The sequence below is a fragment of the Bradyrhizobium sacchari genome (assembly GCF_002068095.1).
Lineage (GTDB): Bacteria > Pseudomonadota > Alphaproteobacteria > Rhizobiales > Xanthobacteraceae > Bradyrhizobium > Bradyrhizobium sacchari.
In genome coordinates this window covers 31032-54339 of the sequence record NZ_LWIG01000038.1, presented here as the reverse complement: position 1 = coordinate 54339, position 23308 = coordinate 31032, and the positions used below count along the sequence as shown (strand labels likewise).

The window sequence follows — 23308 nt, the reverse complement described above, 5'->3', positions numbered from 1 at the left end:
CACCGAGCGCGCGCGCCGAGTGCAGCAATGCCGCGCGTCGCTGGCGCCGCTGCCTCACCACGCGGGGCATGCGATGCCAGCTCATGAGAATCCGATGCGGACAGTCATGGACGGATGTGCGGTCGGGTAATAGCGCCGGCCTTTTTCGACGCCGCTCAGCAACCGCGGCCGCACCCCAGCCTCGTGCATGGTCAGCGCCAAGGCGATACAGAACTGCACCAGTTCCAGCCATGCCAGGTGGTAGCCCATGCAGACGTGTGGGCCTGTACCGAACTGCAGCATGTCCACCGGCCGGATCGGCTGGGTGCGTTGCAGCCACCGCGCCAGCCGAAACTGATCAGGCGCCTCGTGCAGCAGCGCCGAGGTCGAGAAATGCAGCAGCGGGATGCACAGATCGGTACCCGTAGGAATGCGCAGTTGGCCGAGTCGCAATTCACGCACTGCGCGACGCACTAGGAGCGGCGTCGCCGGATGCAGGCGCAGCGTCTCGCGGAACAGCGCCTCGGCGACCGGACACTGCGCCAGGTCCGCGTGCCGGGTCGGCACCGCGCCTACGCGTTGCGCCTCCTCAACCAGGGTTTCCCACAGCCCAGGCTGCCGCGCTAGCTCGATCACCATCCAGGCCATCGTCGAGGCGGTGGTGTCATGACCACCAAGCAGCAGCAAGCGGATATTGGCGACCAGGACGTCGTCGGAAAGCGCATCGTCGCTGCGATCGAAGGCGCTCACCATGTCGTTGATCAACCCGGTGCGCGAGGCATGTTCGCGAGCGGCGCGGACGAACTCGCGCAACCGCGCATCGATCCAGTCGCGGGCGGCGCGGCCGCGCCGCAAGGGCAGTCCGGGCAGGTCGACCGGAGGCGCGACGATCAACTGCAGCAGTTGCCGGTACTTGCGATGCCATCCCGGCAGGTCCTGTGCGGGGATTCCCATGAGACTGAAGATGAGCTTGAGCATCAGATCGCCGGTTTCGCGCAGGATGGTGACGTCGCCCCGGTCGCGCCACCTCTGCACGCGCGTCCGGATGACGGGCGCGAACAGCTCGCCGATGCCGGCCTCGGTCAGCCCCTTGGGCAGAAGCGCCGCCTGGATCGCATCGCGCGCCTGCCGGTGCGCGATGCCGTCCTGGGCGACCAGCGTTCCGCCGAACAATTCGGGCGCGATGTCTTCGATCAGCGCCGAGGACACGTCCTTGTGCCGGAGCAGTGCGAGAGCATCCGGATCAAGACTGGTCATCAGGTGTCCGGCAGGGCCGAAATCCAGCCAGAAGTGGCTGCCCAACGTCCGTTCCGCGCGCCGCAGCAGGCGCGGCAGGTCGCAGACGACGGCGGGAAGATGCCCGACCAAGGGAAAAGCGCCGGGCAGGACCGGGATGTCGTGCCGCAGCCGATGCCGACGGTTCAGCGGGTTGAGCAGCATGTCCATCAGCAGCGCGGCGCCGCGTCCGCTTCGGCGGCCTTGCCGGCAGGCCGCGCGGCGCGGCTGTTGCCACCGTCGGCGTATGTCGGCACATGCGCCAGCATGCCTCCGTCGATGCACACGACCTGGCCGGTGATGAATGCAGCATCGTCGGAGAGCAGGAACGCCACCAGCGCGGCCACGTCGTCGGGGCGGCCGACGCGCGGCAGGAGCTGGTGCCGGCGCAGATGGGTTTGCATGCGCGCGTCTAGCTTGGCGAGGAGACGCTCGGTCATGATGAGACCGGGCGCAACCGCATTGCAGCGGATCTGCGCATGACCGTACTGGGTGGCGAGCGAGGCCGACAGCATGTTCATCGCGGCCTTCGATGCGGCGCAGGATGTCAGCGCGGTGTCCCCGCTGAGCCCCTGGCACGACGACATGTTGACGATCGCGCCACCGCCGCGGGCCATCATCCGTGGGATGGCCTGCCGGCAGCAGAGCAGCGTGCCACGCAGATTGGTGGCCATGGTCTGATCCCAGACCGCCAGGTCCAGCTCGAGGATCGCGCGGTCGCGCGGAGTGAGATGCATCGCGCTCGCGTTGTTCACCAGCAGGTCGACCCCACCGAAGTGCCGCTCCGCCGTCTCGAACAGCGCTACCACCGCCTGCGCATCGGCGATGTCGATCGCCAGGGTTAGCGCGTGGCCCGCTTCGGCCGCGATCTGCGCGGTGCAGGCGATAGCCGCCGAGCCATCAATGTCGGCCACCACCACTCTGCCGCCCTCGCGGGCGATGACCAGGGCGCATGCCTTGCCGATGCCGGCGCCGGCGCCGGTCACCACGGCCACTTTGCCTTCAAACCGTCCCATCGTGTCATCCTAGATTGTGTTGGTCTTTCGCGGCATGCCGCTCGGCGTCCGCTGGAGAAGGCGCAGGGTCGGCGCTGGCGCGCTCGCCATCGCAGCGTCGCTTTCGATGACCCGAATGGCGGCGACTGGGCACTGGCTCGCCGCGAGCCTCACGGCGGCGTGCAGCGCCTGCGGGACCGTCGCCACGCACACTTCGGCCACGCCGTCCAGCTCGCGCTGGCGAAAGGTACCCGGCAGCGTCAGCACGCACTGCCCGCTGGTTCCGCACAGATCCTGGTCGACCATGACGCGCATCTCAGCTCCCCTGGGTATGCAGCCGCACCGGCAGCGCGCGGAACGTCCGCAGGAACGCCGAGGGCTCCCGGGGCGGCTGCTCGGCCAATGCCAGCGTGGGGAAGCGGTCCTGGATCCGCGGCAGGCTCTCGGCCAACTGCACCCGGGCCAGTTGCGCACCGAGGCAGAAGTGAATGCCATGGCCGAAGCTCAGCATGATCTTCCCGTCCGTCGACATGCCTGGACTGGTGCCGTAGAACCGCGCGGGATCGAAGCGATCGGGATCGGCGAAGGCGTCCGGATCGCGATTGCCGGACGCGATCAGCACGCGCACGTCTGCGTTCTTCGGGATCACCGTGCCGCCCAGTTCGATGTCGCGCTGGGCGATACGCGGAATGGAGCTGAACATCGCGGGCGCGTCGTAGCGCAGGACTTCTTCGACGAATGCCTTCACCACCACAGCGTCTCCCTGCAGCCAGTGCCGCTGTTGGGGATACGCCAGCATCGCCAGGACCGCATGGTCGATGGTCGCAGCAGTGGTAGCGAAGCCGCCCAGCAGCATGCCCCACAACATGCTGATCAACTCGGTATCCGACAGCGTGTCGGCATCATCGTCATGTGCGCCGACCAGCATCGACACAATGTCGTGGCGGGGATCGGTGCGCTTGCGCTGTATGAGGCAGCTGAAGTAGGCCTTCACTTTGGCACTGGCCGCGTCCGCCGCGGCGAGCTGGGAATCGCTGGCGTGCGGGCTCAGGCCTTCCAGAATGCCGCCGATGCCGGCGGCGAGCCCGAAAATGTCGTCCTGGGGCATGCCAAAAAGTTCGGCGAAGACCAGCATGGGCAAGGTCAGCGCGAATTCCCGATGCAGGTCCACCGCCTCCCCGCGCTCCAGCGCGGGCGCCATGTCGTCCAGTCGCGCAGCGACAATGCGCGCGATGCTCGGCCGCAGGTTGTCGATCTGGCGCATGGTGAAATCGCGCGAGATGAGCCGGCGCAGACGCGTATGCGTCGGTGGGTCCTTCATGGCCAGCGTGGACGCCAGCAGATTGAGCGACAAGCTTCGCGCCGCACGCGGGAAATAGCGCGCCAGTTCGCCCGGCGCCGGTCCCCGAAACGCATCGCCCGTGGCCTTGAACGCCCAGGAGATATCGGCGTGGCGGCTCAACAGAAAGAGGCCCGACGCCGCGCGATGCACCGGATCGTGCTCGCGCAACCACCTCATGAACGGGTACGGGTCGTGGATGCAGGTTGGCGACGCCAGTTCGGCGAAGGCGTCCCGGCATGCTGCCGTGGTTTCTTGCACGTCGATGGTTACCTGTTGGTTGGCTGATCTGACGGGCGTGCGCCAGGCGCGCTGGCAGTTGCGGAGAAGATCGCGATCCCCCGGCGGCGTCCGCGCCTCACCAGAGCACCGGCAACTCCTCGAACCCACCGGTGATGATCTCCTTGCGCAACTTCAATTCTTCGGGCGAGACGGCCAGGCGCAGCGCGGGAAAGCGCTGGAAGATCGAACCGAACACCACCTTGAGTTCCAGCCTGGCCAGCGCCGCGCCGATGCAGGAGTGCGACCCGGAAGAGAACGCCAGGTGCGCCTCTTCGTCGCGTCCGATGTCGAAGATTTCCGGGTCGACGAAATGGCGCGTATCGAACGACGTCGCCGGCAGGCCGACCAGCACCTTGCTTTCCGGGGGAATATGCACGCCCGCGATGGTCACGTCGGTCCTCGGATAGCGCATGATGCCGTCCCAGCCCGCGCCCGGCGGGTACATACGCAGGATTTCCTCCACCGCCTTGTCCACCAGGGATGGATCGCCGACCAGGCGTTCGCGCTGTTGCGGATGGCGGAACAAGGCCAGCAGGCCGAATTCGATCTGCGCGACGGTGCTCTCGTGGCCCGCCACCAGCATGCCCGCCGCAAGGCCGATCGCCTCTTCCTCGGTCGCCTTGCCCTGGTCAACCGCCGCGAGCAGATCCGTTAGCAGGTTGTCGCCCGGATCCTGGCGCTTGCCCCGCATCTTGCCGCGAATGTAGGCGCGCAGTTCTTCCCAAGCCAGGCGCGACGCGGTGCGCGGGCCGCTTTCATGCTGGTGCGTCATCACCTCGTCGGACAGCCCGGCGAAAAAGGCGTGATCCTCGTAGAGCACGCCCATCAGCACGCTGATGACCCTGGCCGGAAGGGGAAATGAGAGATGGCGCCGCAGGTCGGCGGGCTGGGGCTGGGCCGCCAACGTCTTGAACAACTGCGCGGCGATCGCCTCGACCTGCCGGGCGAGCGGCTTCACCCTGTGGTTGCCGAAGGCCGGCGCCACGATCGTGCGTAACCGGGCATGCTCGCAACCCTCGTGCGAGACCAGCCAGCCCGGCGAACCCAGAATCACCGAATCGGGGGTGAATGCCGCCGGCGGCATTCCCGCGGGCCGGAACGCCGCGTCAGACAGCACCGCCTTGGCCTCGTCGTAGCCTGTCACCCACCAACCTTCGTGCCCGGACGGGAAGCGCACGCGGTGGATCGGACCGTTGGCGCGTAGCACCAACATCTCGGGCGAGGGCTCGATGTGATCGACGCGCCACATCGGCAGCATCGGCAAGGGTTGCTCGGACATGGTGGCACTTCACTCTCTAAGCGATGGAAGGGCGGAAGGTGACCAGCGCGCGCTGCGGGCAGCGAATGACGTAAGACGGCATGTAGACGACGTCCTCCGTGGCGATGGTCAGCGCTAGATCCTCCAGCCGCACGGACAGCGCGGGGAAGGCGCATCGCAATTGCAGGAGCGCCAGCGCAGCGCCCAAGCAGAAATGCCGCCCTTGGCCAATCGACAGGTTCGGGTTGTGCCGGGTGACATCGAACCTGTCGGCATCGCCATAGGTCGACTGACCGGTGAAGGAGGTTCGACCGTACCTGTCCGCCAATATAGCCTCCGGACCAGTCCCATACCGCCGGTGGCAGTTTCAATCCTGGCTCAAGGTTCGCCGTTTTGGTTGCACCGCTCGCGACGGGCGCAATTGTTGTGGCTCCCAAAAGAAGCACTCTAGATCGCATCCAACACTTGCCTACATTTTCTCGGTCAACACCGAGCGCCAAGTCACTTCCACAGCAAACCGTCGGAGGGGACCAGACGCGAACGCGGCGGTCCGTCCCGAAGACCATCGCAGTGCGATTGACGACGATGCCGTGAACGGAGCAAATCGCGTGCCGAAGTGAATTTGCAGGCTCAGCAGACACTTCGTAGCGACGCGTAGTGTCAGGTTTCTGGCATTGAGTCTTAATGTCGACAAGCGGCGCAGCAAGTACCCGACAAAGGCCTACTCTCGTGCTTAGTTTGTGGGGCAGCCCTTGCGCAATCGTTCAAGCATTCGGATTGGCTGCAGCAAGTGTGGTTCGCCGGAAACCACTCCGATGTCGGCGGTAGCTACTGAAAACGAAGCCCGCCTCTCCTCGCGCTAGCCGTTGCGCTGCGCCAGCCGCTCGGGATTCTTCTCGCGGTAGGCCGCTCCGGTTTGGCCTTCCACTTCCAGCTCCAAGTCGCTGGGCGGCAAAGCGATCATCTCGCCCCCAGCTGTTTCCGGGATGGCATCTCCGCTTGCGCGAAGAGCGCCGCCGACGGCCGCCGCGCAAGTGATGCTTCGCATCATTGAGACCACCGCGGCCGAGCATGATGTCGCGTTGTTCCGCCGTTTCGAAATTCATGCGCTACTGGCATGTCAAACGTGGTATCCCGATCGATCAGATGATCCGTCATTTCGACGAGGCTGCATCAGAATGATTGGAGCTACAACTGCATAGCTCAAGCCCTCTGTGTGATGGCTTGGCCGAAGCGGCGGTCCGCGGTCTATCTGCAGGCAATACATACCCCTCCTATCCTTGGGATGCTCGACGTCGACAAGCTGATGAACCTTTGCACGGCTACAGCCAAAGCGATTTGACACAAATCCGCGCCATCGCGGAAGAGATCAGCGCCGAACCGGTCGCATCGAAAGTCAGCGCGCCCTCGGCAACGCCCCGCCCGTCCCATGATTAGGATAGCGCGAAGCGCTCGCCGGCGTGATCAATCTGAGGCGGAGCCGGCCGGGTCAGTTCTCAGATCAGTGCGAAGCCCTCGTTATGGCCATACTGCGCCAGCGGATCTTGGCGGCCCTCGAAATAGGACGAGGTCACGTCATAAAGCACCAGCATGCCGTTCTTGAGATGCCGCTTGGCCAAGCCGTTCTCTATCCGGGCCTGGCGCGCAAGGAGCCAATCCAGCGCCTCGTAGGCCTCGCGGTCCTTGACATGGCCAAGACCTAACACATCGCCCAGGCTCGTCGCCGCCCTCTCCTGATCCACCGCACGCACAAAGCCCAGCTTCGAGTGCGGCGCGATCAGCCGGTCGACGATCATCGCCACGATAAGATCGCAACAGCGGCGCGCTTCGGCATCCTTCGACGTGCTCTGGATCAGCTGGTCGAGCGAATCTTGCGGATCATCCCCAAGACCGCCGCGACATGACCGTGCGGCAAAGACCGCCCGATTGATAGCTCCCTTGGCTCCCCACGCAGCAACGTCCCACCTTTGAGCAGCGTCTTCAGCGCCTCGATCACCTCCCAAGGCAACTTGCTTAGATTAGCAAATGTTCGCTTCTGCGGCCGCCCCCGCTCGTCGCGATAGACCTCCCGCAGCAAGACCGCGGGCGGAGACTCTCGGTTTGGCACGAGGTCAATGAACATTGACGCATCGAATCACACCGATCGACTTGGGAATCCCCTTAGACGGATACGAACGGGATGGCCAATCGCGGCTAACCCCTTGGCGCGATTCGCTCTTCAAGTAACGCTAAATGAAAGCTTCGGTTTAACGCGCACGGGTTTCTTACCGCACGCCGAGAAACTTATGCGTCTGAATGCTGACACGCCAGTCGCGCAGTCGTCTCCTGAATGCAAAGCTTCGTCGCCTTCGGGCTTTGGCTCAAGGGCTGCGGCTATATCATCGGCATTAACTCGCGCGGGATGTTGAGGGCCAGGAGCTTCTCGATGTCAGCAGGCTTGCCACGAAACGTTTGATCTCGTTGCCACGCAGCAGTGCTTCATCCTAAATAACGAGCCCGCCGGGCATGCCAACTTTCGGGCTGATGGTCACCCACGTGCAGGGGTGCACCTGAATGGCATGGATGCCCGATGTCTCCACCTGCACCGAGAAGCCAGACTTGAGAAGTAGCGCCGTCAATGGCTGAAGGTCGTACGCTGCGGGTTCGCCACCTGTGATCACGACATGCCGAGCCCCAACACTCCTGCACGGCGAGCAGTATTTCCTCCGGCAACATCATAGGCCAGGTGTTGGCGAAACTTGTCCGTGATCTCGGCTATCGACACTTGGCGTGCTGGATCTGCGACCCAGGTGTGCTTGCTGTCGCACCAGGGCCAACCAACTGGGGCAGGCCTGTAGCCGCAGGAACACGGACGGCGTGCCGCTCTTGCAGCCTTCGCCCTGGATACTTTCAAAGATCTCGTTGACCGGCAGCACGGCTCGTTCCCCGATAGATCGCGCTGTTCGCACCGTGCTCTTTGACTTCGACAGATGCAAGCCGGCAACGCGGAGCAAGTCGCTCTGTCAGCAGCCACTTGCTCGCGATGCCGTAGACGTGCTCGGCAAACTTTTCGCAGCCGACAGCAGGTAGCACAACGATATCCGCCACGCCGCGTCGCGCCGCTTCGTGGAACCATTCAAGCTCCGGATCGTCCGCAGCTACGACCGTCTTATGGTCAAACGTGTCTTCAAGGATCGCTTTCAGCTCTTTGAGGCCGCCAAAATCGACGACCCAATTCTTGTCGTCTAGGGAGTCGGCCTCGAACTCGAAGCGAAATGACAACGAGTAACCGTGCAGCAGACGACAGTGTGATAGCGCGCGCCACTGGCGAAATGTAGTAGATAGTCCGATTTCATGACCGTATGTCTTCGTCGATAGGTACGTCACGGTTGGTCCTTGATCAGTGCCATAAATTCGCTGCGCAATGTCCTGTCGTCGCGGAAAGCGCCGCGCATGATGCTGGTTATCATGATGGTGTCAGTCTCGCGAACACCACGCCAGACCATGCATTGGTGCTGCGCCCTAACGATAACGGCCAATCCCTTCGGCAGGATACGGCGTTCCAGTTCGTCCGCCAGCATAACAGCGGCCTCCTCCTGGATGTGCGGGCGCGACATGATCCAGTTGGCGAGGCGCACAAATTTGCTGATACCGATCACTTTTTCGCCGGGCACCACGCCAACCCATATGCGGCCAGTCATGGGTGCGAGGTGATGCGAGCACGTCGAGCGCACGGTAATTGGACCCAACGTGTAGAGTTCGTCCAGGCCGCTCGCGTTCGGGAAGTCCGCAACCTCGGGCCCGCGCTCAAAGCGCCCGGCAAAAACCTCGCGCACGTACATCCTGGCAATGCGCTTCGCGGTCGCTTTGGTGTTGTGGTCGCGGCTGGTGTCGATAACCAGGGCTTCAAGCACAGCCTGCACGTGCTGCTCGACCTCGGCTTGGATCACCTCAATGTCACCAGGCTGCAGGTATTCTGCGATATTGTCGTTTGCCGCAAACGACGCGCCGGCGTCGCGCAGGCGCTCACGAATTGCTTGCGTTGAGCTCATCAAAACTCCTGTGTCGGGAGCTTCGCTTTTAGTTTGCGTGAACGACATGATCCGCGGTGGTCGTGAAAACGATGGGGGACCCGCGATAAGCCAAGCTTCGATTGGGGAAGTGCTTTACCAGGGGCAGTGTTTGGTATCAATTTGCATACGATCGAGAACTTTCATCTCTCCTGCGCCATTGACCGAGAGACCACGATTGTCGAAAAGGCCCTTGATCGTCGCATTGCAATCAGCATGCCGCAAAAGTATCTGTGCGAGACTTGCTTGAGGAAGAGAAAATCAATGCACTGTGCCGCGCCCGCCGATCATTTGCGCCTTCGTGTCGGGATTTAGACATACACGCCGACAAGCGGACACAATTGAAGCGCCAGAAAAAGCAGCCAAATCTTGCCCGCCCCGAAGTCATCGGACAGTTAACCGACCCGGCGATCGGCGCGAAGAACCGAAGAACGGGATACCCGAACGCATCAAGGTTTTTGTCGCCTCACGCGAGAACAAGAGATCTATACAGGCGTTGCAGCACGCCAGCAGCTGCTCTCGCCAAATCGAGAAGGTCGTGGCCGGACCGCTTCTTTGTTGACGCGGTACATACCGCCGAGGATGTCGGTGTCAAAGCGACCCGACCGGCAAGCCGAGATCATCGTCGAAAATTCCCACACGGTCGAGCAACGCTTGATCGGCGCGGCGTAATGGCCTGACGGCAAAGCTCCGACGCGTGCTGCGAACCTGTGCGCGGGCCTTTTTTGTAGCAAGAGCGCACCAAGCGAGGCGATTCCGGTGCAAATCGACTTTGCCGCGGAGCTAAGGAGTGATTTTCGCGCAGAGCGCGCGGGCAAGGCGTACTGCAAATGGGGGGGATTTGCAGATTTCATTTGTTCGAGCGGGCTTACTGGGCATTCTAATCTCGGCGACTCGCTTGCTGTGCTGACGCATGGTATATTCGGTGCCGGATCCGTGGTGACCGGCTTGTTGCTGGCCTGTCCTGTGACGCTCCTGGTCGCGCTGGGTGAGGGACACGTTGTTGGCTCGTTCAACCTGTGCGATGGGCTGTTCGTCGCCTTTATGGTGACGGTTGGCGTGTCGCTTTTTATCAATGGTCATGGAAGCGACCTCGAGGAGCTGGCGCTTCTGGTGATCACGCTGGGCGGCTACCTCGCGAGGCGCCTTTGCGGCGAGCGCGAGACCCGGCGGAGAGATGATTATCAGGTCCGCGGCGATGGCGGCCGCCGCGCTGGCGACGTTGGTTGCCTTAGTCGAGCAGTGGTTGGCAACGGTGAAATGCGAATAGGGATTTATCGTCTCGAGAGCCGATCGCTCGAGGACCGAGAGGATCCTGTCATTGGCTGTCGAATCCTAGCGGTCCTTCTGGCTGAGGGATTCATGGCTACCATTCCTGAGAGCTAGTCTCCAAACACGTGGCTGGTAAAGGGTTCAGCACCGAGGAAGGAGATGGCAAATATCTATAGACTGCGATCAGAGAGAGATTGAGCTCGGTTCCCGAGCGTCAAAATGCGGTAAGTGCATACACGTCTGAACGGTTTCCTTCTATGTACCGACATCCATCGGCTTTTGGCCTGGAATACGTGATCATCTGATCGGATTGTCGACTCAAGGTCAGCGGCCGCTCGAAGGACCGTTCGACAACGAAGTTCGCGATGATCATGGTCCTATCTTGGAGAGGCGAGCTTTAGCTTCGTGATGAAATGCGACGTGAAAGCCAACGAATGCATCGAAATTCAGTTGTGGACGCTGATTGACAGCTGATATCGCGGGTCATCAGGCGTTTTCATACAACCAAGACCCTCAGCAGAGATCAGCTGATTGGAAAGTGCTCCAATCGGCTCTGGTTCGAGATGTTCGGGAACCTTAGCTAGCCTTGTCTCGGTCTAGCGGATCACTAATGTCACGACGACGCTCGTGGCGCAGAGTGTTTCAATTCCGATACGGAGCAGACAGGAAAGAAAGATGCCGGTCATATCCACACGCCGCGCTGAAGTCACAGATGCCGGAACCGTAGCCCGCTTCGTTCATGCTCTCCAAGTCGAGCTCTTGGGCCGGATGGCCCCGGGGATCGAAATCGTCACGCAAAGCGCGGCGACAGTTCTTGTGGATGTCAGCGTCGTCGCGGTGATCGCCTGCGGAGACAATGAGCCGGTTGGCGTCATGGTTCTAAACGAATGCACTGCGATCTACGCGGGCGGCAAGTTCGGAGAAATTTCGGAGCTCTATGTTCGTCCCGACATGAGATCGCAGGGCATTGCGCCTCATCTGATCGCGGTCGCTCTGTCCGAAGGACGCGAGCGAGGATGGAAGCGGCTGGAGGTCGGAGCCCCGTGGCAGCCGAAATGGAAGCGCACCCTCGACTTCTATCTGCGCAACGGCTTCGAGGAAGTCGGCCCCAGGCTTTGCCGCATGATATGAGCCGGTGGGGTCAACTTAGAATAGTCGTCCCGGAATGACCAAGAAGCTGAGCGGATCAATCATCCAAACGACTCCCGCCTCGGGAAGCGAATCGGCGCTAGCTTGGAACCCAATGTTCTTCGTTAGGGCATTGACCGGAACGAGTAATTGTCTGCGCGTTCTAGACCTATGTTTATATTTTTGTAATGGGCTAATGGCACTGCTATATTTGCCTGTGAGAACGAGGACACTGTCTCTGGTGTGTTCCGTCGGGTAACTGGCATTACAGTTGCAACTTTTGCCTGAGCTGGGCTTTGCGCGTTGGCCCGATGAGCCCTGCGCAACGACTACCATGCGAGAACTTAGGCGTGCGAGATGCGCCGCTGGGCAGCCTTCATGGGATGCGGCGGATTTCCTTGGTCGACAAGCGGATCAAGAACGATGCTTCGGTCGAGGCCGCGGTCGCGTTTTTTTGAGCGACGTCCAGATAGCGAAGGCCAGCATGACGAGTGAGACATGGCGATGCCAGCCAATCGCCATGGTAGTTCTCCTTGATCTCTTTGTTTCCGAGGCCGGACCTTGTTTCGCGAGGGATGACGGCGCAGCCGGCGGGGGATGAAAGTTGCGAGGCCGCTGTTGCCATAGGCGGTCGAGGCTTCTTAGCCGGCCTTCGACCTGATCCATCCATCGAAGAGGCCGTTCGTGCGCTCGATCCGAAACAGAGTTGTCATCAACGAGAACGTGGCGATCCTCGCGTCCCGCAAAGACCGGCGAGCGAATTCAACGGAGACCGGATCTCGGCCGCGTGGCTACGACGGATCAAAACCTCCGCGACCGCACTCGAGCAATACGCCCGCCAACTCGAGTCGGCCGCATTTGTGATCCGCCGCTATTCGGTCGATCGCTCACGACATTCGCCACGTATCTGCCTCACTGCGGTCGAACCGCTACGCTTGCACTGCCCTGAATGTCACCCCAAAAGACGCTGACGGCGTGCGCTCCGGCTGCGTGGTCACGTCAACCTCACGCGACGTGACGTTATCAGCCCATCGCCAAGCCTTGCCCTGCTGGTTCGGACGCGGTCAGTCGCCGGCCTCTGCATGGACAAATCCGTCCACAGCTCGGCTGTCTCGATCATGCAGCTGCCTGGCGCGCGATCACCGTGCGAAACAGGCAATTTCCTGTGGCTGCGCCACATACGCATCCTGTCAGAATACAAGCGCGCTTCATGTCCGAAATCAGCCTCCACCTGTTTTCGAAAGTCACATTGCGCCAAAGGACGCGAGCGTGCCCGTTCTACAGTGCTGGCCCAAATCCTGCACCGCCTCTCCACGTCAGGGCGGCGGCAGCAAGATGGGAGTCGTGTTTGGGCCTCGATCTGTCAATCGACAATGTGGTGGCCGCACCGGAGGTCGCCTGTCTGCACCCCTCTCGGGGAACGGAAGACGCTCCTGCTTGCCACGCCTCGCGCGGATGACGGTTGCTTGCTCACGCTGAAGAGAGGCGTCAATACATGGTCGATGAATTGGATCTGCGAACCTTCACGCCACATCCGCAACGCGATGCCGTGCTCGGCGAAGTGCACGCGCGCCCTTTCACGCGCCTTGTTTCGCCATTCAGCGTGATCCACTTGGCTTTTCTTGCGCAGGGTGAGGCGGCCACAGGCGATCGCTGCCGTTTTATCGATTTTTGTCTCGAGCGCAATCTTCCGCCGCCCGAGCAATCGGCGAAACTTCATCAGATTGTCATCGGGCCCGCTACGCTACGCTGGGAGCAGCATTCGGAATTCACAACATTCACTTGGATCTGGAGTAACACAAATGGTTCTGCCGCAGACCGATTCGACAAAGTTGATAGTACCGTCCGATCGCTGATCCGCGCGTTGCGTCAAACCGGACAGTTGCTGGTCGCGATCCGGCTAGAAGTGGAGCAGGACGCCTCGCCGACCAGGCGCGCCGAACAGGTTTTTGACAAGAACAGCCTGGCCATGGTTGCCACAAAGAGCGGCGCAGGCGTTGCCGCCTCAGACTTCCGCGTAGACGAAAAAGGCTTTACGAAAATCCTCGTCTGCGACCTCGGATTGACGTCGCACGATCTCGGAGCGCTGGTGCAACGGCTCCTGGAGATCGAGACCTATCGTCCACTGGCGCTGCTTGGCCTGTCGGCGGCCCTTGAGCTTGCACCTTCCGTTGATCGTATCGACCGCCGTCTTGTTGAGGCGCTCGAAAAAATGCAAAGCGGTGAGGGGCTGCAGTTCAACAACCATCTGCTTGCCGAGTTGACGGCGCTGGCCGCCTCCTTCGAAAAAGGCGCGACCGGCAGCCTGTTTCGCTTCGGCGCCAGCAGGGCCTACAACGAGCTGGTTCAATCGCGACTGTCCATCATTGAAGGCAACGATGTCTCGGGCTATCCAACCTGGTCGTCGTTTCTGGCGCGCCGCATGGCGCCCGCAATGCGGACCTGCGCGACCGTAGAGGATCGTCAGGCGGCTCTGTCGGTCAAGCTCGCGCGTGCCGCCGATCTGTTGCGAACCCGTGTCGACGTCGAAATCGAACGACAACATCGTGACTTGTTGCAGGCTATCAACGAGCGCGCGAGACAGCAACTTCGGCTGCAGTGCACGGTAGAAGGATTGTCGGTCGGGGCGATAGGATATTATGTGGTCAGCTTGTTTAGCTATCTTGCCAAGGGCGCGCATGATGTTGGACTGCAAGTTGAGCCCTCGTTCCTGACCGCAGCCTTCGTGCCAATCGCGATCGGCGTGATCTGGATGGTGAGTTACAATGTCCGAAAGCGACACCTCAAGCACGACGACGCGACCTCGGTTGTTTGCGACTGAAGCTCCTTGAGGGAAATCAGTGCGTCCATCCTGCGAAGCTCGCATCATCGTGGCGCAGCGCGGGCAGCTCGCGATCTATGGCAAACAGGCCTCTGCAACGCGCGATACAATAGAGCAGGTTGCGAGGCTTGCTGACCGAAACCTTCGCCATCAGCGCGTCCTGCTGAACGAGCTCACGGCGGCTGGCGGATTTCCCCNCCCCGCCTCGAGCCGGCTGGCTGGCGGACGTTCCTGGCCTGGAGCGAGAGGGTGACGATTTCGCCGTTGAACTCGTTGTTGCCGATATTCTTTAAGAGGCATCTTATGGCGACTTGGAAGCGACGATACTCGACGGTGCCCATTGCTAAATGGCAGCAGAAGGCGAACCTCATCGGAAAAGAGACGAATAGGCTCAGCGCCGCCGCAGCACGCGATGATCTCAACCAGATGGATTATTTGGACGACGCGATCATCGAAGCGCTTTCTGACTTTGACGGCTGGGTCCAACAGCAGATCGACCGGGCGCGGGGCAAGTGAGCTGTCGGATCGGTCCCCATGCCAAGCGATGAAAGCCTCACCCCCAGTCCAGGTTCCGGCGCTCATTCCACTGGCATGCAGCGGGTAAGCTCGGGTATCCCGGCTCGTTCATCGCGACTTCTGAGGACTGGGCAACTGCGAAGATATGTTTACGGATCATTCTGCTGCGTAAGATCTGTTAACGTTTCCTCTTGACGCGTCGGATTGATCTGTTTAGGTATCATTTTTTCTGTGCTGGTCCGAGAACATATCATGGTTCGTACTCCAAATCCACTCCTCAGGGAACTCGGCTTGCACTTTCGAAAGGCCCGGATGGCTGCGGGCTTGTCCCAAGAGCAAATCGCCCTTCGAGCGAACATTAGCAGACCCCGCTATCGCGACATTGAAACGGGCGCCGCTGCCGCCCGCGCAACGACACTCGTCAATGTCGCCCGCGCCCTTGGGATGGAGATGATGTTGATCCCGCAGGCGATGGTGCCCGCCATTCAGTCGATGTTGCAGCCCGTGGCCGACGATGATGATCGCCCCGCATTCACGTCAGATGCCGAAGAGGAGGAACAGTCGTGAATCAGGCTGTCCTCCCGGCTGAACGAATCCAGTCGCTTGATATCTCATTGAACGATCTTCCCATTGGCACCCTTGTCCGCACGCCGGGTGACTACAACGCGTTCAACCTTTTGCCCACTTACCGGAGCATGAACAACCCGCCGATCTTCAGCCTGTCGCTTCGCTCAGCGGACGGCGGCCTCCGGCGAGATCCCAAACCTATACGCGGGGCGCTGCCTCCGTTCTTTGCCAACCTGCTGCCCGAAGAGAAACTGCGCGAGGCGATGGAAAAGCACCACGCCGCGTCAGTCAGACCGGGAAACGACTTCGATCTCCTGGCTGCGCTCGGAACCAATCTGCCAGGAGCGGTACGCGCCCTGCCAAGTGGCGGTATCCCCGTTCCAGCCGACCCCGAGGCCGAGGGCAAGAAGAAAGCACGTTTTTCGCTCGCCGGCGTTCAGATGAAGCTTTCTGTGATGAAGAACACTGGAAAGGAGGGCGGGATCACGCTCGCCGTCGATGACGAGCAAGGACAGTACATTGCCAAATTTGCGTCCCTCACGCACATTGGACTTTCGGAAAGCGAATTCGCGATCTTGGCCTTGGCGGAAGCGTTGGGGATGGAAGTCCCGGCGCGCGAACTCGTCGAGAAGACGGAGTTCGCCGGCATTCCGGAAGAGTTTAACACCATATCCACGGGCAAGGTGCTGCTGGTCCGCCGCTTCGACCGCGGCGCTGACGGCGCGCGCGTGCATATGGAGGACTTCGCGCAGGTCTTCGGCCGCTATCCGTCCGAGAAATATACTGGCGCAGCGTATCACAATATCGCGGCAGCGCTTACCAGCGGCGTCTCCTTCGATTCCGCAATAGAGTTTGTTCGGCGTCTCGCACTCACCGCGATCACTGGAAATGGCGATATGCATCTCAAGAATTGGTCGCTGCTTTATCCCGGAGATGGCCGGACGCCAACGCTGTCGCCTATCTACGATGTGCTTTCGACAATTCCTTACATTCCAAAGGACGGGCTAGCCTTGAGTCTCGCCGGCGAAAAGTCGTTCAAGGCGCTGACTCCAGAACGCTGGCGCAGTTTCGCAAACCGCAGCCGTCTTCCGGAAGGAGCTGTGGTGACGGCTGTAGCTGAAACCGCGGCGGCCGTGCGCGACAAGTGGTCAGTTCTTCCAGAGCGCGACGTCGTGCCTGCGCAGGTCCTCGCTCGGATCGATGCGCATATCGATGAAATGGCATCCATCCTTGACCCCTAGGGTTGGCAGGTCGCGAAATGCACATCACCCGATCCCGCCGTCGTATGAGGGATGTTTGACGAATGCGCTTCCTTACGGATTTCCTAGCTGGCCTTCCAGGCCCATCAAGACGCGACGGCTCGTTCTCGAAGGTAGGCTCCTGTCGGCCGAGCGCAGCGACATTCGCTCGCGCGACAGGTCGTTTCTCGATCTCGTCCTAGAAGTCGGGCCAGATGCAGCGGCGGCAATCCTAGCCGCATACAAGAATGGGCGTCTGCACCTTGCGCGCAAGTTAGAAACAGAACACGAACTCTCGTAAGCCTTTCGCGGAAGAAGCGGCGGTCAATCGTCCCCCCCTTGCGCCGGTGGATATGCCTTACGTCGCCTACAAAATTGCTGCTGCTACACGGAGATCGAGCTGTTTCCGGCGCAACGAGGGCAAATCGCGGCGGCAGACCTGGCGGGGCAACGGGTGCTGCCCCAAGCCAATCGTGTGTGTTTCTTACCGCGCGAAGTTGTTCGGCCTTCTTCGTGATGCACTCACCCGTTCGAAGACGATAAGGGCAAGATCACTGTTGCAGGCCTTGTACGCGCGCATCCAAGGATATGCTGGGGCGGTTCTGCGCGTAATCCTCGTGCGCTTTCGAGGGACAATCCCTAGCGCATGTTCGCTAAATGCACCGCGCAGCATTTCTCGCTCTTATGTATCCAGTACCGAAAGTGATTGGGCCCTCTTCGCTGCCGCGGGAATTCAGTCGCGGGCGCGCGGCTCCGCGGCTTGGCTACAGCGTCGCGCGTCACTGCTCTTCGGCTTCGCCCCCTGGACAAATATTCGCCCTTGCCCTCTCTTGAAGAAGCCGAGCACATTCTACTGCATCGCATTGAAGCAATCGCAATTGCGGCCACAGAGCAATTAGCAGCAGATCTCATCGGCTCCCAAGGACGTTCCTAACGAGAGACGCACATTCGCTCTGAATGAAGTCTCACATCAGCGGAACAGCAGCCGCGACGGTCCCGGCGCCCATCACATGACAGCGAGAGGAATGAGGCACAGAACTGCCAAGACACGCTAAATGATCTCGAAGTATCTCAGACGTTCAAAGTCGGTCACTCGATGCTGAACAGCTTCCCACTCCCAACGGCGTGAGCAAGAAAACGCTTCAACAAACCTTTCTCCAAAGACATCGTTGGCCGCTGCAGACTGTGCAAAAAGAGATGTTGCCTCTGATAGGCTTTGAGGCAGTCTCGCGGACGGAAGGCACATTTCTACGCTTGCATCACCGGCGATCGAAGCGGGGAGTGCCACACCTGTCTCGATTCCCAATATTCCCGAACCAATGGCACATGCGAGCGCGAGATATGGGTTCACGTCTGCGCCAGCCAGCCTATATTCCAGACGATGGACAGATGGCTCTCCCGGAATGGCGCGAACCGCGCACGAGCGGTTGTCAACTCCCCAGCTTGGACAGACTGGCGCCCAGCAGCCAGGCACCAGTCTTTTGTAGCTATTGAAGTTCGGCGCGGCGAGCACACAGAACTCATTCATGTATTTTAGTTGTCCGGCGATGAATTGCCTCATAAGCTTTGAGAAGTTGCCGAGCGCGTTGCTGTCGTAAAACGCATTCTGACCATCCGAGGACATCGAGATGTGAATATGGCCGGACTGGCCGGGCCAATTCTCGGAAACCTTGGCCATGAATGTAGCCATCATGCCTCGCCTTTGCGCCCATGCTTTTATCATCGACTTGAAAATGGTTGCTCGGTCGGCAGCTTCCAGCGCATCACAATGACGAAGAGACGCTTCGACGACACCCGGTCCCGTTTCGAAGTGTAGTCCGCTGAGAGGTATTCTAGCTTTCTCACAAAGCGACAAGATTTCATCGAACAGCTCATGTTGAGCGACAGAGCGTACAATCGAGTAGCCGAAGGGGCCCCGTGTTAAGGTAGCCCACTCGCGGAACTGCTTTTGCTCGATTGTGTCGGCATTCTCCTTGAACAACATAAATTCAAACTCGAACCCGACAGCGCATCTGTATCCGTGGTTAGCAGCCCTTCTTAGGACCCTACGCAGAATACCCCGCGGACAGATGTTCTCATGTGCGCCGGTGAACTCGGCGAGGTAGAGACATCGATTCCCGACATGAGACACCGAACGACCGGTAGCTGACAGAATACGCAAATCGGCATCCCCGAATGCTGATAGCGGATTCAGCGTGAAACTGATCGGAACGATCCGATCCGAACAATCCCACGCGAGCACCGCTTCAGAGAACTTGATGACCTTATCTCGATCAGACAGATCTTCACCTAAGACGTGTTTGCCTCGCAGCACACCGTCGAAATCGCTTACGCCGATCATCGACGCGCGAGCTGGCTCCGCTCCGGTCAACATTGCATCAGTAGGCATTAGTCGCTATCTCGCGTTCACTAACTCGAAAACTTGGTCCATCCGCATTGCTCGCAGCTTGCGATAGTCATCATTAAGTTGAGTCATGTCGCTATTCACGAGATAAACGATGCCGGGCGTCGATGCCAAGTCGATGGTCGGAACTAGCTCTTCACCAATCGGGACGAATGCAATGGCATCCGCGAAGCTCGGGAGCTTCCGTATTGCTTCGAGTCCGGGGTAACCGGCAACGACACCGCCCCTATCGGAGATCAGCGAGACGCATAGTGCGTGAGCCTTCCGCTTGTAGGGGCCGCGCAGCCTCATGTACTCACGAAAGGTCGTGACATCTGCGTAACGCCAGGCCGTCAGCGTCATATGGTTATGCCCCAACGCCATGGTTCGTGCTTTTGCCGACATAGTCCCTTGAAGCCTCGCGCCGAAGTCGACCAGAACCGGCCCGCGATGATCGATAATGATCTCAGCGTGAGCCGGTCCGTTGACGATCTGAAGCGCCTGCAACGCACGCTCCAGGTACTCGGACAGCTCCTGAACGATTGGTTCGCTACCCTCCAACAATCTTTCAAGTGAGCAGACCGATGATGCCCCCTCGACGCGAATGGTGTCATAAGTCCAGGCCTCCGTAATGAAGGCTTTCGCGTCGATCGAGACGGCATTTACGGTGTATTGCTGGCCTTTTATTTTTTCCTGCCCGAGGGCAAACCGATTCAACGCTCCGACACGGTTCGTCTTCCCGACAATTACGCCTAGAGCCCGCTGAATATCAGCATCCGTCGAGCAAAAGAAGACATCCTCGGTGCCCGTACTGTTCAGAGGCTTGATCACGATCTCATCGAACTTCGCTTCACGCTTCCAGTTTGCGATCTCTACAGCATTATCGGACACGACTTGTCTGATCGATCGCACGCCAGCAGAGGCGAGCGCGCAAGACAATCGCGCCTTGTCACGCCGAGCAGCCGATAGCGCGGTCCCATTTGAAGGCAAGCCCAGCCGCTCCGATAAAGAATCGGCAAGCTCAACTCCGGTTTCACAGCCCGCGAGAACGAACTCCAATTCTCTGCCATGGAGAGCATGAAGATGGTACTCGACGATGTCCTCATACCCCATGCTCTCGGGGGGACGAATGACTTCATCGTAAAGATCCGCATTGAAATGCGCTTGGAATATGGATGGAATCTGTGCGGCCGACATCACATGCACGGTTCCAATTCCATAACGCTTGAATTCGCCCGGTAGGTATCGGCCAGTAGAGTATGCGTCTACGATTACACAGTTTCGTTCTTTCATGCGGATCTCCGATACTGCAAGCAAATGTTGACGAGAGCGACAACCGTAATGAGAAGATTCCCAACGAGCGTATGCGACGAAGGCACGATGCGAGAATCGAAGTACTGGAACAGGAAGGTGATGATGGGAGCGGTGGACAGGACCATGTTGACGGTGAAGGGCTCTACGAGGCGGATGCCCTGCTGGATCAAGAGCAAAGGAACAATCATTGTCGAAAGACAAATCGCTGCGATCGCAAACCAATGCCGCGAGATCTCAGGCACGATAGATGAATGGTCGACCAGTCCCAGCAGCAAGAGAATGGTTCCATAGAAGCGATGCGCCAGCACTTGCCGGCCGGAAAACCCACGGTCGAACAGGAGTTTGACAAGTATATTCGTGAGGGACAGTGACAGGCCGGCCACGATGGCCAAAACGATGCCAAAGGACGAGCGAGCTCCCCACGCCACGCCCGCGTTGCCGCTGGCCGAGATCCAGATCATGTAACTCCCGATCGTCGCGATCGTAACGCTTACGACAATATCGGATGCTGGAGGGGCACCCTGGCGCCTGATCAGTGCGTTTAACCACACAGTTGCGGTGGGTCCCAACGCCCCTATGAACGCGACGACGATCGCAGGCTCAACGTATTTCAAGCCGACAAATAAGCCGATCCAGCTGATCGCTGTCACCACGTTGAGCGCGACGAAGACGAGGAGCGACCATTTTCCAACTCTTGCCTCGCCTCTGTCGTGACGAGCCAGGAGATTGAACGTCAGACAGACCACGGCGAAGGACAGCAGGAGCGCGACGAACACATCCGCTTGCTGAAGATATGATGCAGCATAAACGTCGCCGGCCGCGCTCACGACGACATAAAGCGCCACAAACAATACTCCTAGAGCGAAGTGGTTCGTCAATAGCCCGCAGTTCCTGTGCCCGCGCGGCGGCGCACGGCCTCCGCAGGACCAGGCGCGTGCACCGGCTTCGAGGGAGCCCTCTTTTGAGTTGCACGGACCACGTTTCGTTTGAATTGTCACAGTCAGCCTCTACTACTTCTTTGTTCGGCAGTACCGAACACACGCCTCTCCAAATGCCTTGAACAGCTGCTTGCTGAGGGGATCGGTTGAGACATGCCATTCAGGGTGCCATTGCACACCGATTTGCAGCGTCGGGGCGCCAACTACCGAAGCCGCCTCGACCAAACCGTCAGGCGCCCAGGCCTCCCGCCTCAGCGCCGAGGCAAGCGCCTCGATGCCTTGATTGTGCAGCGAGTTGACTTGCGCCTCGACCGTCCCCGCGATTGGGAAGAGCGCGCCATCGGAAGATATCCTGACGCTGTGCGCGGCATCGTACTGACGGTCTCTGGGACGATCTGGCTTCTCGGCATGCATGGCGCCACTTTCGTGGCTCCACTCCGCAAGCGATGGGCGGAGTGTGCCCCCGAAATAGACGTTGAGTTCCTGAAGCCCGCGGCAGATGCCTAGAATAGGCATTCCGAGCGCGATGGCGCTCTCTATGGCCACGGCAGAGAGCCTGTCCCGTGGACGGTCAAGGATCGCAGCCTCAACATCCTGCCGATCGGGCCCCGTCAAGGACGCAGGCGCTATCAGAACGGCGGGGTCGATGTTCGATTCATCACCTGTCAACACGAGGCCGTCGAGCCGGCCCATGATGGCCGGAGCGACCTCCTCCCTAGCATCCTCCGCGTCGACGGTCGGCAAAATGACGCAAGCCACTCCCGCATGACGCTGGAGTGCCTGCACGTACTTACGCCGCAACCAGTCACGATGCACACCATCGACCAAAAGACGGTTCGAAGTGACGCCGACCACGGCTCGAGCAGGCACGGACTGTTGCAAGGTCATGCCACCTGGCCTCGCGTGCGAACGGCGGCAACGGACTGCTCGTACAACCGTCGATTTCGCTCTTTCAGCTGAGTTATGACGCTAGGTTGACCTTGGGGTCCCTTGACAAAGAGCCCGCCCCAGGTGGCAGCGACCTGCGCATAGTTCGGATCCTGCATTCGGATTATCTGAGCTTTGCGCAACAGCCAAAACGGGATACCCGGCGAAAGGTGATGCTCAAGGTGGTACTCATCCAGATTCTGTCCGAGGATGACCCGCTCGAGGAAGCTTCCTTTCCGATTCCTGGTGAGATAGACGTTCTGCGTCTCCGTTTCACACATGGGTGAGTGTTCAGCGAGTTCGATAAACCAGCCGAGGACCTGAAACGTGGTGAGATAGGGCACGATCCAGAACAGGACGACGATATGGAGCAGGCCAAGGGCATATGACCCGGCCAGGATGCTGATCCAGAAGAGATAGAAGCCATATCTGTCGATAAGGATGCCTGTGCGGCTCTGGTCTCCGGCATCTTCGATCGAAAACCGATTAGTCCAGAGATACTTCAGATACGCCACTGTCGCGCCACCGAAGATCGGCTTCCAGATGATGTTGAAAGCGTACCGCCCAGGAGGCTGCACGTCATAAACGCCGGTGGCCAGGAAGAACTTCAGGTCAGGATCCTTGTCCGGGTCGCCGAGATAGGGATGATGCAAGTAGACATGTGAGATGCGATACGCCCAGTGGCGCTGGAACAAGGGATAGGAAGCGAAGAGAATGCCGAGGACATAGTTCCAAGTCGTGTTCTTCGCCAGCGTGCGGTGAGCCGCATCGTGAGCGACGGTTGTCAATCCGCGCTGGTAGGCACCAATCAGAAGAACGGCCAGCGGGTAGAACCACCATGTGACCGACAATGTCGCAAGGGTGCATGCTGTGATGATAGCGTAATCTTTAGCAATGTAGGCGGCTCCCGTGATGTTATCGGGCCTTAGCTCCGAGAGCTGCTTGTTGATCTCGCGACTGAATTGAACGCTCTCATAGCGTGTTGACCTCAGTTTCCAAGCGTCAGCCTGATTCATGAGAACCTCTT

Annotated in this window: 20 protein-coding genes and 2 pseudogenes; 7 read left to right on the top strand and 15 right to left on the bottom strand. The window is 59.9% G+C overall.

Going from position 1 to position 23308, the window contains the following annotated elements; all coding sequences use genetic code 11:
• Positions 1-81: 81 nt before the first annotated feature.
• The 6 genes and pseudogenes from A5906_RS30480 to A5906_RS30455 form a co-directional block, all read right to left on the bottom strand.
• The gene (locus tag A5906_RS30480; protein WP_080138896.1) at positions 82-1425 is read right to left on the bottom strand and encodes a cytochrome P450; all 1344 of its coding nucleotides are present in this window, start codon (positions 1423-1425) and stop codon (positions 82-84) included.
• A complete protein-coding gene (locus A5906_RS30475; protein WP_080138895.1) occupies positions 1425-2270 on the bottom strand; it encodes an SDR family oxidoreductase in 846 nt (281 codons plus the stop codon). Before A5906_RS30475 ends, A5906_RS30480 begins: the two co-directional genes overlap by 1 nt.
• A gap of 4 nt (positions 2271-2274) precedes the next feature.
• Positions 2275-2564: pseudogene (locus A5906_RS30470) on the bottom strand (ferredoxin).
• 1 nt (position 2565) lies between these two features.
• The gene (locus tag A5906_RS30465) at positions 2566-3855 is read right to left on the bottom strand and encodes a cytochrome P450 (protein WP_080138907.1); all 1290 of its coding nucleotides are present in this window, start codon (positions 3853-3855) and stop codon (positions 2566-2568) included.
• A 91-nt stretch (positions 3856-3946) separates the two neighbouring features.
• Entirely contained in the window at positions 3947-5149 is a 1203-nt protein-coding gene (locus A5906_RS30460) for a cytochrome P450 (RefSeq protein WP_080138894.1), read from the bottom strand.
• A 16-nt stretch (positions 5150-5165) separates the two neighbouring features.
• On the bottom strand, positions 5166-5456 hold the full coding sequence (locus A5906_RS30455) for a cytochrome (protein WP_080138893.1): 291 nt from the start codon (positions 5454-5456) through the stop codon (positions 5166-5168).
• A 462-nt stretch (positions 5457-5918) separates the two neighbouring features.
• Between A5906_RS30455 and A5906_RS45330 the strand changes: the two genes are divergently transcribed.
• A complete protein-coding gene (locus A5906_RS45330; RefSeq protein ID WP_245326984.1) occupies positions 5919-5963 on the top strand; it encodes a DUF2235 domain-containing protein in 45 nt (14 codons plus the stop codon).
• Positions 5964-5987: 24 nt separating this feature from the next.
• Here the strand turns inward: A5906_RS45330 and A5906_RS41875 are convergent, their stop codons facing one another.
• The 4 genes and pseudogenes from A5906_RS41875 to folE all read right to left on the bottom strand — a co-directional run bounded on the left by A5906_RS41875 (position 5988) and on the right by folE (position 9159).
• A complete protein-coding gene (locus A5906_RS41875) occupies positions 5988-6179 on the bottom strand; it encodes a hypothetical protein (RefSeq protein ID WP_136615595.1) in 192 nt (63 codons plus the stop codon).
• 466 nt (positions 6180-6645) lie between these two features.
• Positions 6646-7250 (bottom strand): annotated as a pseudogene (locus tag A5906_RS46475) (IS1634 family transposase); the annotation flags it as partial.
• Between the two features lie 767 nt (positions 7251-8017).
• The gene (locus A5906_RS30435; RefSeq protein WP_080138890.1) at positions 8018-8494 is read right to left on the bottom strand and encodes a 6-pyruvoyl trahydropterin synthase family protein; all 477 of its coding nucleotides are present in this window, start codon (positions 8492-8494) and stop codon (positions 8018-8020) included.
• Positions 8491-9159, bottom strand: coding sequence for a GTP cyclohydrolase I (gene folE, locus A5906_RS30430; protein ID WP_201723804.1), 669 nt, complete (start codon positions 9157-9159; stop codon positions 8491-8493). The genes A5906_RS30435 and folE overlap by 4 nt, the downstream gene beginning before the upstream one ends.
• Positions 9160-9936: 777 nt before the next feature.
• Between folE and A5906_RS30425 the strand changes: the two genes are divergently transcribed.
• The 6 genes from A5906_RS30425 to A5906_RS30400 all read left to right on the top strand — a co-directional run bounded on the left by A5906_RS30425 (position 9937) and on the right by A5906_RS30400 (position 16722).
• The gene (locus A5906_RS30425; protein ID WP_080138888.1) at positions 9937-10563 is read left to right on the top strand and encodes a hypothetical protein; all 627 of its coding nucleotides are present in this window, start codon (positions 9937-9939) and stop codon (positions 10561-10563) included.
• A 561-nt stretch (positions 10564-11124) separates the two neighbouring features.
• The gene (locus tag A5906_RS30420; RefSeq protein ID WP_080138887.1) at positions 11125-11580 is read left to right on the top strand and encodes a GNAT family N-acetyltransferase; all 456 of its coding nucleotides are present in this window, start codon (positions 11125-11127) and stop codon (positions 11578-11580) included.
• 1492 nt (positions 11581-13072) lie between these two features.
• Positions 13073-14398, top strand: a complete 1326-nt coding sequence (locus A5906_RS30415; RefSeq protein ID WP_080138886.1) for a DUF3422 family protein — start codon at positions 13073-13075, stop codon at positions 14396-14398.
• Between the two features lie 198 nt (positions 14399-14596).
• On the top strand, positions 14597-14914 hold a 318-nt coding region (locus A5906_RS30410; RefSeq protein ID WP_210189986.1), incomplete at its 5' end, for a hypothetical protein.
• A gap of 252 nt (positions 14915-15166) precedes the next feature.
• A complete protein-coding gene (locus A5906_RS30405) occupies positions 15167-15481 on the top strand; it encodes a helix-turn-helix domain-containing protein (RefSeq protein ID WP_080138906.1) in 315 nt (104 codons plus the stop codon).
• On the top strand, positions 15478-16722 hold the full coding sequence (locus A5906_RS30400; protein ID WP_080138884.1) for a type II toxin-antitoxin system HipA family toxin: 1245 nt from the start codon (positions 15478-15480) through the stop codon (positions 16720-16722). Before A5906_RS30405 ends, A5906_RS30400 begins: the two co-directional genes overlap by 4 nt.
• 1048 nt (positions 16723-17770) lie before the next feature.
• Here the strand turns inward: A5906_RS30400 and A5906_RS30395 are convergent.
• The 5 genes from A5906_RS30395 to rtxC all read right to left on the bottom strand — a co-directional run bounded on the left by A5906_RS30395 (position 17771) and on the right by rtxC (position 23297).
• Positions 17771-19108: a glutamine synthetase family protein gene (locus A5906_RS30395; protein WP_080138883.1), complete on the bottom strand. Its 1338-nt coding sequence runs from the start codon at positions 19106-19108 to the stop codon at positions 17771-17773.
• A gap of 6 nt (positions 19109-19114) precedes the next feature.
• Complete coding sequence (locus A5906_RS30390; protein ID WP_080138882.1) at positions 19115-20395, bottom strand: ATP-grasp domain-containing protein; 1281 nt, start codon at positions 20393-20395, stop codon at positions 19115-19117.
• Positions 20392-21261: a DMT family transporter gene (locus A5906_RS30385; RefSeq protein ID WP_245326982.1), complete on the bottom strand. Its 870-nt coding sequence runs from the start codon at positions 21259-21261 to the stop codon at positions 20392-20394. The genes A5906_RS30390 and A5906_RS30385 overlap by 4 nt, the downstream gene beginning before the upstream one ends.
• A 165-nt stretch (positions 21262-21426) precedes the next feature.
• Positions 21427-22242 carry a gamma-glutamyl-gamma-aminobutyrate hydrolase family protein gene (locus tag A5906_RS30380; RefSeq protein ID WP_080138880.1) on the bottom strand — a complete coding sequence of 272 codons (816 nt, stop codon included), beginning with the start codon at positions 22240-22242 and terminating at the stop codon, positions 21427-21429.
• Positions 22239-23297, bottom strand: coding sequence for a dhydrorhizobitoxine desaturase (gene rtxC, locus A5906_RS30375; protein WP_080138879.1), 1059 nt, complete (start codon positions 23295-23297; stop codon positions 22239-22241). The genes A5906_RS30380 and rtxC overlap by 4 nt, the downstream gene beginning before the upstream one ends.
• Positions 23298-23308: the final 11 nt, after the last annotated feature.

Excerpts from the sequence above, each read along its gene's own strand:
- A5906_RS30480 (WP_080138896.1), bottom strand. The coding sequence starts at position 1,425 with ATGGACATGCTGCTCAACCCGCTGAACCGTCGGCATCGGCTGCGGCAC.
- A5906_RS30475 (WP_080138895.1), bottom strand. The coding sequence starts at position 2,270 with ATGGGACGGTTTGAAGGCAAAGTGGCCGTGGTGACCGGCGCCGGCGCC.
- A5906_RS30460 (WP_080138894.1), bottom strand. The coding sequence starts at position 5,149 with ATGTCCGAGCAACCCTTGCCGATGCTGCCGATGTGGCGCGTCGATCAC.
- A5906_RS41875 (WP_136615595.1), bottom strand. The coding sequence starts at position 6,179 with ATGATGCGAAGCATCACTTGCGCGGCGGCCGTCGGCGGCGCTCTTCGC.
- folE (WP_201723804.1), bottom strand. The coding sequence starts at position 9,159 with ATGAGCTCAACGCAAGCAATTCGTGAGCGCCTGCGCGACGCCGGCGCG.
- A5906_RS30420 (WP_080138887.1), top strand. The coding sequence starts at position 11,125 with ATGCCGGTCATATCCACACGCCGCGCTGAAGTCACAGATGCCGGAACC.
- A5906_RS30415 (WP_080138886.1), top strand. The coding sequence starts at position 13,073 with ATGGTCGATGAATTGGATCTGCGAACCTTCACGCCACATCCGCAACGC.
- A5906_RS30405 (WP_080138906.1), top strand. The coding sequence starts at position 15,167 with ATGGTTCGTACTCCAAATCCACTCCTCAGGGAACTCGGCTTGCACTTT.
- A5906_RS30395 (WP_080138883.1), bottom strand. The coding sequence starts at position 19,108 with ATGCCTACTGATGCAATGTTGACCGGAGCGGAGCCAGCTCGCGCGTCG.
- A5906_RS30390 (WP_080138882.1), bottom strand. The coding sequence starts at position 20,395 with ATGAAAGAACGAAACTGTGTAATCGTAGACGCATACTCTACTGGCCGA.
- A5906_RS30380 (WP_080138880.1), bottom strand. The coding sequence starts at position 22,242 with ATGACCTTGCAACAGTCCGTGCCTGCTCGAGCCGTGGTCGGCGTCACT.
- rtxC (WP_080138879.1), bottom strand. The coding sequence starts at position 23,297 with ATGAATCAGGCTGACGCTTGGAAACTGAGGTCAACACGCTATGAGAGC.